We start from the raw sequence: 6,853 nt of genomic DNA on the forward strand, positions 1-6,853 counted from the left end.
TTGAGAGAAGGAGAATACAATGTTCCGTCGTTTCCGCACCACCCTGACCGTGCTGATTGCCCTGGCTATTGCATCCATGCTGGCTCTGCGCCTGAAGAACAAGCAGGATGACCCCGAGCGCGGCGACGTGCCCGGCTGGGTCATGATCACCATGATGAGCGCTGTGCTGGTTGCCGCTATCCTGGCGATTGCTCAGCCCGCTCTGACCAAGATGTTCAACGACGCGATTGCTCTGGTTCACCAGTAATGCGTAAGCCCCGCATCGCTTCTGAGCTGACTGCCGCTGAGCTATCCTCCGCGGAATATTCTGTGGAGGAGAGCGAGCGCGGTGACGCCAGCACGGAATTCGTCATGGTCGGTGCGCTGTTGGTGTTGCTGACCATGGCGATTCTGCAGGTTTCTTTCGCCCTGTATGCACGAACCATGTTGGTGGATGCTGCGGCGGCTGGGGCACGTTACGGTACGATGCGTGACCGCACTCCGCAGGAGGGCATGGAGCGTACCCGTCAGATGATTGAGGGGGTTCTTCCGTCTTCGTATGCTGAGAATATTTCGTACCGTCAGAGTAGTGATTCTACGGGTGTGCGCACTTTGGAGGTGACGGTGAAGTCTCCGTTGCCGGTGCTGGGCCCGTGGGGTTTTCCGGATTCTATTGAGGTGAAGGGGCATGCGATTTATGCGGAGCATCGTTCCGGTGATTAGTGACTTTTCGCTTCGGCAGCGGGTGAAGGAACGCCTGAAGAGCCGTTCTGATTGGCCTCTTTTTAGCCAGCACCGCCCTGAAGAGGGTAGCGCCATTGTGGAGTTCCTGGGCTTGGGCATTACTCTGCTCATCCCGGTGCTCTACGGCATTCTGACGATTTTTAGCTTGCAGTCTTCGGTGATGGCGGCTCATGCGGCGAGCGCCCAGGTGGTGCTGTATGTGCAGGAGCAGCCGCAGGATTCATCGGTTGGCCCGGATTTGGCTCAGCGTCTGGCGGTGCATGCTGCCGCGGATTACGGGGTTGAGCCGTCCGATGTGAGCGTGTCGTTGAGTTGTGCGTCGGGGGAGTGCGTCTCGGGTACGAAGGCGTACGCCACGGTGACGGTTCAGGCGCGTCTGCCGCTTCTGCCTTCGTTTATGGATGGCGGCGTGATTCCGGTGAGTTCTCATGCGACGAGTTGGGGGTCTGGTCATGCTGATTCCTAATGGTTCGCCCGCTCATCTGTTCTCGCCCGCTCGCCTGCTTTCCTCTGTGCGGGAGCGCTACGCTAACGCATGCCGTCGTGCCCGTCTACAGGTTCGTGCCCGTGCGCAGAGCCGGGCGCTCGCCGCTGACCCGATCGCATCAGGCCCGGAAGAGGGCAGTATTGCCCCGCTGATTGTGGGCATGCTGGCGTTGCTTCTGCTCATCGGTTCGGTGACGGTGGCGATTACTGGCGCGTATCTGCAGACTCAGCATCTGCAGGATATGGCGGACGCTCAGGCGAACTCGATTACCCGCACGATGCGCACTCCGGATGAGGCGAGTGGTTCGGCGGCGTGGGAGTATGCGAGTGCGTACCTGGCTGAGGTTCAGCCGGGGCAGGATTTTCAGGCGCTACGTCTGGAGAACGTGTCTGTGGATTCTGACCAGAGTGTGCATGTGTACCTGTCGGCTCGTATTCGTCCGCCGCTACTGTCGATTCTGGTGCCTGATGGTATTGAGGTAACCGCTCACGGTTCGTCGCGTTTGAAGACGAGCCAGGGCCCGTCCACTGATTAGTGCGTCCATCAACGGCGCACGGGCGTATCGGCGACGGGTATATCGGCTCACTCGCTTATTGGCGTGTTGTGAGCCTCCTAGACTGCGAGGGCGCATCCGCAAGGTAGTGTAACGGCTAGCGGATGCGCCCTCGTTTTATGCCCTTTTTAGGTCTTCGCTGCGCGGGTTCTGCCCTCTGCCTGCCTTATCCTTCTGCGCTGTGGGCTGTTGGGGGCTGTAACGGCGGGACTTTCTGGCCGTTTCGCGATAGTGTTAAAAGCTATGGCATCCTTCGACTTTTCCGCTGAGATTAAAGAGCTTCGCGCTATCTTTGCCTCGATTGCCGCAGTGAGCGACATCGAGGGGATTGAGCGCGCCATTGAGGAGCTGTCCGAACAGGCCGCCGTCCCCGACCTCTGGGATGATGTTGAGCATGCCCAGAAGGTGACGAGTGCCCTCTCCTACAAGCAGGCGGAGCTGAATCGTCTGCGCTCGCTGTCCTCTCGCATTGACGATGTTGAGGTGATGGTGGAGCTTGCCGAGGCCGAGGATGCAGAGACCGCCGCCGAACTACTGGCAGATGCTCAGGAGGAATGCGGCCAGATTCGCGCCAAGCTGGAAGAGCTGGAGGTTCTGGTCCTCCTCTCCGGTGAGTACGATCAGCGCGAGGCCGTGGTGACCATTCGTGCGGGTGCCGGTGGTGTGGACGCCGCCGATTTCGCGGAGATGCTTCTGCGCATGTACCTGCGTTGGGCCGAGAAGAACGGCTACCCGACGAAGGTGCTGGACACCTCTTACGCTGAGGAGGCGGGCCTGAAGTCGGTGACCTTCGAGGTGAACGCGCCGTACGCTTTTGGCCGCCTGTCGGTGGAGGCGGGGACTCACCGCCTGGTGCGTATTTCGCCGTTCGATAATCAGGGCCGCCGCCAGACCTCGTTTGCGGCGGTTGAGGTGATTCCTCTGATTGAGCAGACGGATGCTATTGAGATTCCCGAGTCTGAGATTAAGGTGGATGTGTTCCGCTCGTCGGGCCCGGGTGGTCAGTCGGTGAATACGACGGATTCGGCGGTGCGTATGACTCACTTGCCGACCGGTATTGTGGTGTCGATGCAGAATGAGAAGTCGCAGTTGCAGAACCGTGCGGCGGCTTTGCGTGTGCTGCAGTCTCGCCTGTTGCTGTTGCGTAAGGAGCAGGAGGACGCGAAGAAGAAGGAGCTTGCCGGTGATATTAAGGCGAGCTGGGGTGATCAGATGCGCTCCTATGTTCTGCATCCGTACCAGATGGTGAAGGATCTGCGTACCGGCTATGAGGAGGGTAATACCTCTAATGTTTTGGATGGCGGTTTGAACGCCTTTATTGATGCTGGTATTCGCTGGCGTGCTTCGGGGCGCGCGGCTGAAGAGAGCTAAGACGTGAAGGATTGAGTGATGGCTCAGAAAAAGAAGAAAGACGCGAAGAAGGACCCGAATAACGCGATTATTGCCCAGAATAAGAAGGCTCGCCACAACTACAACATTGTGGATACCTATGAGGCGGGCATCGTTCTGCTGGGCACCGAGGTGAAGTCTCTGCGTGATGGTGGGGCGTCCATTGTGGATGGTTTCTGCCAGGTGACCGATAACGAGTTGTGGCTCGAGGGTATTCATATTGCGGAGTATGGTTACGGTACGTGGACGAACCATGCGGCTCGTCGTCGCCGTAAGCTGCTGCTGCATCGTTCTGAGATTAATAAGTTGGCGCAGAAGCTGAAGGAGACCGGTTACACGGTGGTTCCGTTGAAGCTGTACTTCTCGAATGGTCGTGCGAAGGTTGAGATTGCCCTGGCGACCGGTAAGCGTGAGTACGATAAGCGTCAGGCTTTGCGTGAGCGTCAGGATGACCTGGAGGCGCGCCGCGCGATGCGTTACCGCAACCTCGGCTAGGGACTGGTGCATCGCTCTTCTCCCTCGGGAAGGGTGGGTGCCCCTACCTATAATGGTAGGTGGATAGTGCGCCGACCGGATGCTGTCTACAATTCCAAGCTCCGTCGTGCGCCGCCACAAACTATATCTATGTAAGGAGATCGATATGTCTGAGTCCTCGAACGTTCAGCCGTTGCCCGAAGACGCCGCTTCCGCACCGGTGCAGGAAGCGGCGGAGCGCACCCCGCATCCTGTTGCGGAACAGAAGCTGAGCTCGGGGCTGGCTATCGCCTCCTTGGTATGCGGCATTTTGGGTATTCTGACCGGTATTTTTATCTACGGTGTTGCTCTCGGCTTGGCCGGTATTGTGCTGGGCATTGTTGCGCTGGTTCAGGTGCGTCGAGGCGCTGCTTCCGGTAAGGGCCTGGCGATTGGCGGTATCGTGACCGGTGTCGTGAGCTTCGTGGTGACTGCGGTGACCATCGCGGTCATCGTGCTGAACGCCATGATGGGTCAGGAATGCATCAACAACGGTCACGAGACGTCCGATGGTGGTTACGTGTGCACCCTGGGCGGTCACGAGCAGACCCTGAGCCCCTCGGAGTACAAGAACCTGAGCCGTTTCTAGGGCAGACGGTGCTGCCTCCTCACGGGGATAGCGCGCGCACTGGCTCCGAAGCATATTTGCTGGATGGAGGGCGTGGCGGCTCTCCTGATGAAAAAATTGCGTGATATGTGGTCAAAGAGCGGCTTGTTTATATAATTGTGGGTAAGGCTTGGCGCTACGTAGCGCGTTGAGCGAGATGAAACTGTTCACTGCAACTGTGAAAGAAAGAATGACAGATGTCTGAGAATAACTACGGAAACCCCCAGGGGAACGCGCAGAACCCCTATGCTGCTCAGCAGCCTGCTTCTTCCCAGCAGAACGACGCGTACGGCCAGTCCTCCTACAATCAGTCCTCGTACGGTCAGTCCTCATACGGTCAGGATTCGTCCGCTCAGGGTTCCTACGGCCAGAACTCGTATGGCCAGAACCCCTACAACCAGTCCTCGTACGGTCAGGAGAGCCAGAACCAGTTCGGCCAGTACGGCCAGGACTCCTCGGCTCAGCAGTCTTCCCAGTACGGCCAGGGTTACCCCCAGCAGGGCCAGCCGGGTGAGTACAACAACTACCAGTACCAGCAGAACTCCTACCAGCAGCCCGGCCAGGATCTCTACAGCTACGGCCAGCAGGGCAACTACCCCTACCAGGCATCGAAGAAGACCCCGGCTCTGGCTATCACCTCGATGATTCTCGGTATTGTTGGTCTTCTGACCGGCTTCTTCGCAATCGGCCTGCTCTTTGGCATCGCTGCCGTTGTTCTGGGTATCATCTCGCTGAAGCAGACCAAGGCCGCCGGCGCGGGTCAGGGCTTCGCAATTACCGGTATCATTACCGGTGCTCTGGCCTTTATCTTCGGCCTCATTATGGTCTTTGTCTATATCCTTACCTTCCAGACCATGCAGAAGTGCGCCGAGGTTGGTACTAACGACGGTCACGGCCACGCGGTCTGCCAGATCGGTGACGATCCGGACGACCTGATGACCGTCCCGGCACGTTAATAAACTTTAGAACGCCACCTGACGAGCGCGTAAGGGGAGGGGCGGAGCACTCAGAGTTTCTGAGGCTCCGCCCCTCCTTTCGCTTTCTGGGAATCTCTATGTTGGGGACAGGCACTCGGCGCGTGCACGTCGTCGGGGGAAGCATCGAGGGACTTGCGCCCGTTCGGGTGCCTCAGATATACTGAATCTCTACCGTGTTTGAATGGCACCGCAGCGTCTAGGTACGCTGAGGAAAACTTTCAGAGGACGGTGGGCTTTTTGATAAAAGCATAGGGGGATGATCGGTTTCGACGATGTGAGTTGAGATGGGTGAAGCGTGCCGAGGATGCAGGGTTATCTCGTTAACGCCCTCTGCAAAAAATTAAGTGCAGAATCTAAGCGCACTGACTTCGCACTCGCTGCCTAAGCGCGAGTTGCCGTCTGTCGGCCTGAGCATGCCTTTGGCTCAGTTACCGGCATCGACTTAAAAGGCCACTGCTGCTAGCCCTTGTTGCGGGGGCTGGCGGGACTTTTACGTGACTAGGTTCGTCGGTATATGTGTTTATGCAAGTACCGGAGCCGAAAAGTAGCGTTCGCATAAACTGCGCACGGAGAAGCCCCGTTGACGCCACATCGGACCGGGGTTCGATTCCCCGCATCTCCACGATCTCCCAACCGCCCGCTATCCCGTATGGGGTGCGGCGGTGATTATCGGTTCCAATCCAGAGGACGAACCGCGGTAGGTTTCTACCACCCGGCAGGACGCCCCACGGCGTCACCTGCCGGGTATTTTTATGCCCAATTGGTCGGTCCTGTATTGTCGGTCTGTTCTGGGATGTACCGGCGTGCCCGAGGGTACTCAGGTGACCGCATTGTAAGTGGGTTGGGCGTCAAAAGGTTTGGGCTAACGTCAAAAGTAGGGGCTTGCATCGAAAGGTTTAGATGGACAACATCTTCATCTGCACCGACCCTGCCGGGAACATCAAACCCGACAAAGAAAAATCCACCGAGAAGATCGACGGCGTGGTGGCCACTATCATGGGCTTCGACCTCGCGATTAGATGCGGCAGTGGACCCGCCACTGAGAGTGTGTATGACAGAAGAAGCATATTTTTCATGTAATGTAAATTTGCGTGTTACATCTGGCGAGACTCTCTGATAGACTGCTGAGTAGTAACGTAAGATACGTCACTATGTGACGTGGGAATGCATTCATAACCGCAATTTCTGCTTGGAATTGGGGGTTATCTGCTTCCACGATTGCAAGAGCTTTAGGGCCAGCATTTGTTGGTGGTTTTGGAAAAGCCCTTGGAGGTCCGGCAGTAATTGCCGCTACGCTAGCTGTTGCAGCAGTGTCCTGCACTCTCACTCTTTAACCTGGGAGAGGTCCAATGCGTACGAAGAATATATTTACACTAGGATTTTTTCTCACTATTGTTCCGGTGTTCTGGGTGATTATCTCATTTGCCAGAGACTGGGAGTTCTTCGATCCAGTATCAATTCTAAGTGCAATTTTAGGAGGTCTTTTGGTTACTTTTGCAGCCAGAAAGACGCTTGAGAGTGATTCAAAGTTCCCTAAGGGACCTAGTAAGTAAAACATCGCTTAGAAGTTTCTAAGAGGACGAACCGCGGTAGGTTTCTACCAC

9 protein-coding genes and 1 other RNA gene are annotated in these 6,853 nt (G+C 56.9%); all 10 read left to right on the forward strand.

What is annotated here, in order from left to right:
- Positions 1 to 19 precede the first annotated feature (19 nt).
- The 10 genes from HMPREF2674_RS02070 (at position 20) to HMPREF2674_RS02115 (ending at position 6,329) form a co-directional block, all read left to right on the forward strand.
- Positions 20 to 247: a hypothetical protein gene (locus HMPREF2674_RS02070; RefSeq protein ID WP_049344009.1), complete on the forward strand. Its 228-nt coding sequence runs from the start codon at positions 20 to 22 to the stop codon at positions 245 to 247.
- Positions 247 to 702 carry a TadE family protein gene (locus HMPREF2674_RS02075; RefSeq protein ID WP_049344011.1) on the forward strand — a complete coding sequence of 152 codons (456 nt, stop codon included), beginning with the start codon at positions 247 to 249 and terminating at the stop codon, positions 700 to 702. Before HMPREF2674_RS02070 ends, HMPREF2674_RS02075 begins: the two co-directional genes overlap by 1 nt.
- The gene (locus HMPREF2674_RS02080) at positions 677 to 1,189 is read left to right on the forward strand and encodes a pilus assembly protein TadE (protein WP_246826149.1); all 513 of its coding nucleotides are present in this window, start codon (positions 677 to 679) and stop codon (positions 1,187 to 1,189) included. The genes HMPREF2674_RS02075 and HMPREF2674_RS02080 overlap by 26 nt, the downstream gene beginning before the upstream one ends.
- A complete protein-coding gene (locus HMPREF2674_RS02085) occupies positions 1,152 to 1,745 on the forward strand; it encodes a pilus assembly protein TadG-related protein (protein ID WP_049333310.1) in 594 nt (197 codons plus the stop codon). Before HMPREF2674_RS02080 ends, HMPREF2674_RS02085 begins: the two co-directional genes overlap by 38 nt.
- 261 nt (positions 1,746 to 2,006) lie before the next feature.
- Entirely contained in the window at positions 2,007 to 3,134 is a 1,128-nt protein-coding gene (gene prfB, locus HMPREF2674_RS02090) for a peptide chain release factor 2 (RefSeq protein WP_070824682.1), read from the forward strand.
- 18 nt (positions 3,135 to 3,152) lie between these two features.
- Positions 3,153 to 3,647, forward strand: coding sequence for an SsrA-binding protein SmpB (gene smpB, locus HMPREF2674_RS02095; RefSeq protein ID WP_005508591.1), 495 nt, complete (start codon positions 3,153 to 3,155; stop codon positions 3,645 to 3,647).
- 145 nt (positions 3,648 to 3,792) lie between these two features.
- Complete coding sequence (locus tag HMPREF2674_RS02100; protein WP_049333306.1) at positions 3,793 to 4,254, forward strand: DUF4190 domain-containing protein; 462 nt, start codon at positions 3,793 to 3,795, stop codon at positions 4,252 to 4,254.
- 215 nt (positions 4,255 to 4,469) lie between these two features.
- Positions 4,470 to 5,228: a DUF4190 domain-containing protein gene (locus HMPREF2674_RS02105; RefSeq protein ID WP_070824683.1), complete on the forward strand. Its 759-nt coding sequence runs from the start codon at positions 4,470 to 4,472 to the stop codon at positions 5,226 to 5,228.
- 273 nt (positions 5,229 to 5,501) lie between these two features.
- Positions 5,502 to 5,874, forward strand: a transfer-messenger RNA (tmRNA) gene (gene ssrA, locus HMPREF2674_RS02110).
- 275 nt (positions 5,875 to 6,149) lie between these two features.
- Positions 6,150 to 6,329: a hypothetical protein gene (locus HMPREF2674_RS02115; RefSeq protein WP_070824684.1), complete on the forward strand. Its 180-nt coding sequence runs from the start codon at positions 6,150 to 6,152 to the stop codon at positions 6,327 to 6,329.
- The last annotated feature ends 524 nt before the right edge of the window (positions 6,330 to 6,853 follow it).

It is taken from the genome of Rothia sp. HMSC062F03 (assembly GCF_001836905.1).
GTDB lineage: Bacteria > Actinomycetota > Actinomycetes > Actinomycetales > Micrococcaceae > Rothia > Rothia mucilaginosa_A.

Coding starts and splice junctions, on each gene's coding strand:
- prfB (WP_070824682.1), top strand. CDS start 2,007: ATGGCATCCTTCGACTTTTCCGCTGAGATTAAAGAGCTTCGCGCTATC.
- HMPREF2674_RS02115 (WP_070824684.1), top strand. CDS start 6,150: ATGGACAACATCTTCATCTGCACCGACCCTGCCGGGAACATCAAACCC.
- HMPREF2674_RS02085 (WP_049333310.1), top strand. CDS start 1,152: ATGCGACGAGTTGGGGGTCTGGTCATGCTGATTCCTAATGGTTCGCCC.
- smpB (WP_005508591.1), top strand. CDS start 3,153: ATGGCTCAGAAAAAGAAGAAAGACGCGAAGAAGGACCCGAATAACGCG.
- HMPREF2674_RS02080 (WP_246826149.1), top strand. CDS start 677: ATGCGGAGCATCGTTCCGGTGATTAGTGACTTTTCGCTTCGGCAGCGG.
- HMPREF2674_RS02070 (WP_049344009.1), top strand. CDS start 20: ATGTTCCGTCGTTTCCGCACCACCCTGACCGTGCTGATTGCCCTGGCT.
- HMPREF2674_RS02100 (WP_049333306.1), top strand. CDS start 3,793: ATGTCTGAGTCCTCGAACGTTCAGCCGTTGCCCGAAGACGCCGCTTCC.
- HMPREF2674_RS02075 (WP_049344011.1), top strand. CDS start 247: ATGCGTAAGCCCCGCATCGCTTCTGAGCTGACTGCCGCTGAGCTATCC.
- HMPREF2674_RS02105 (WP_070824683.1), top strand. CDS start 4,470: ATGTCTGAGAATAACTACGGAAACCCCCAGGGGAACGCGCAGAACCCC.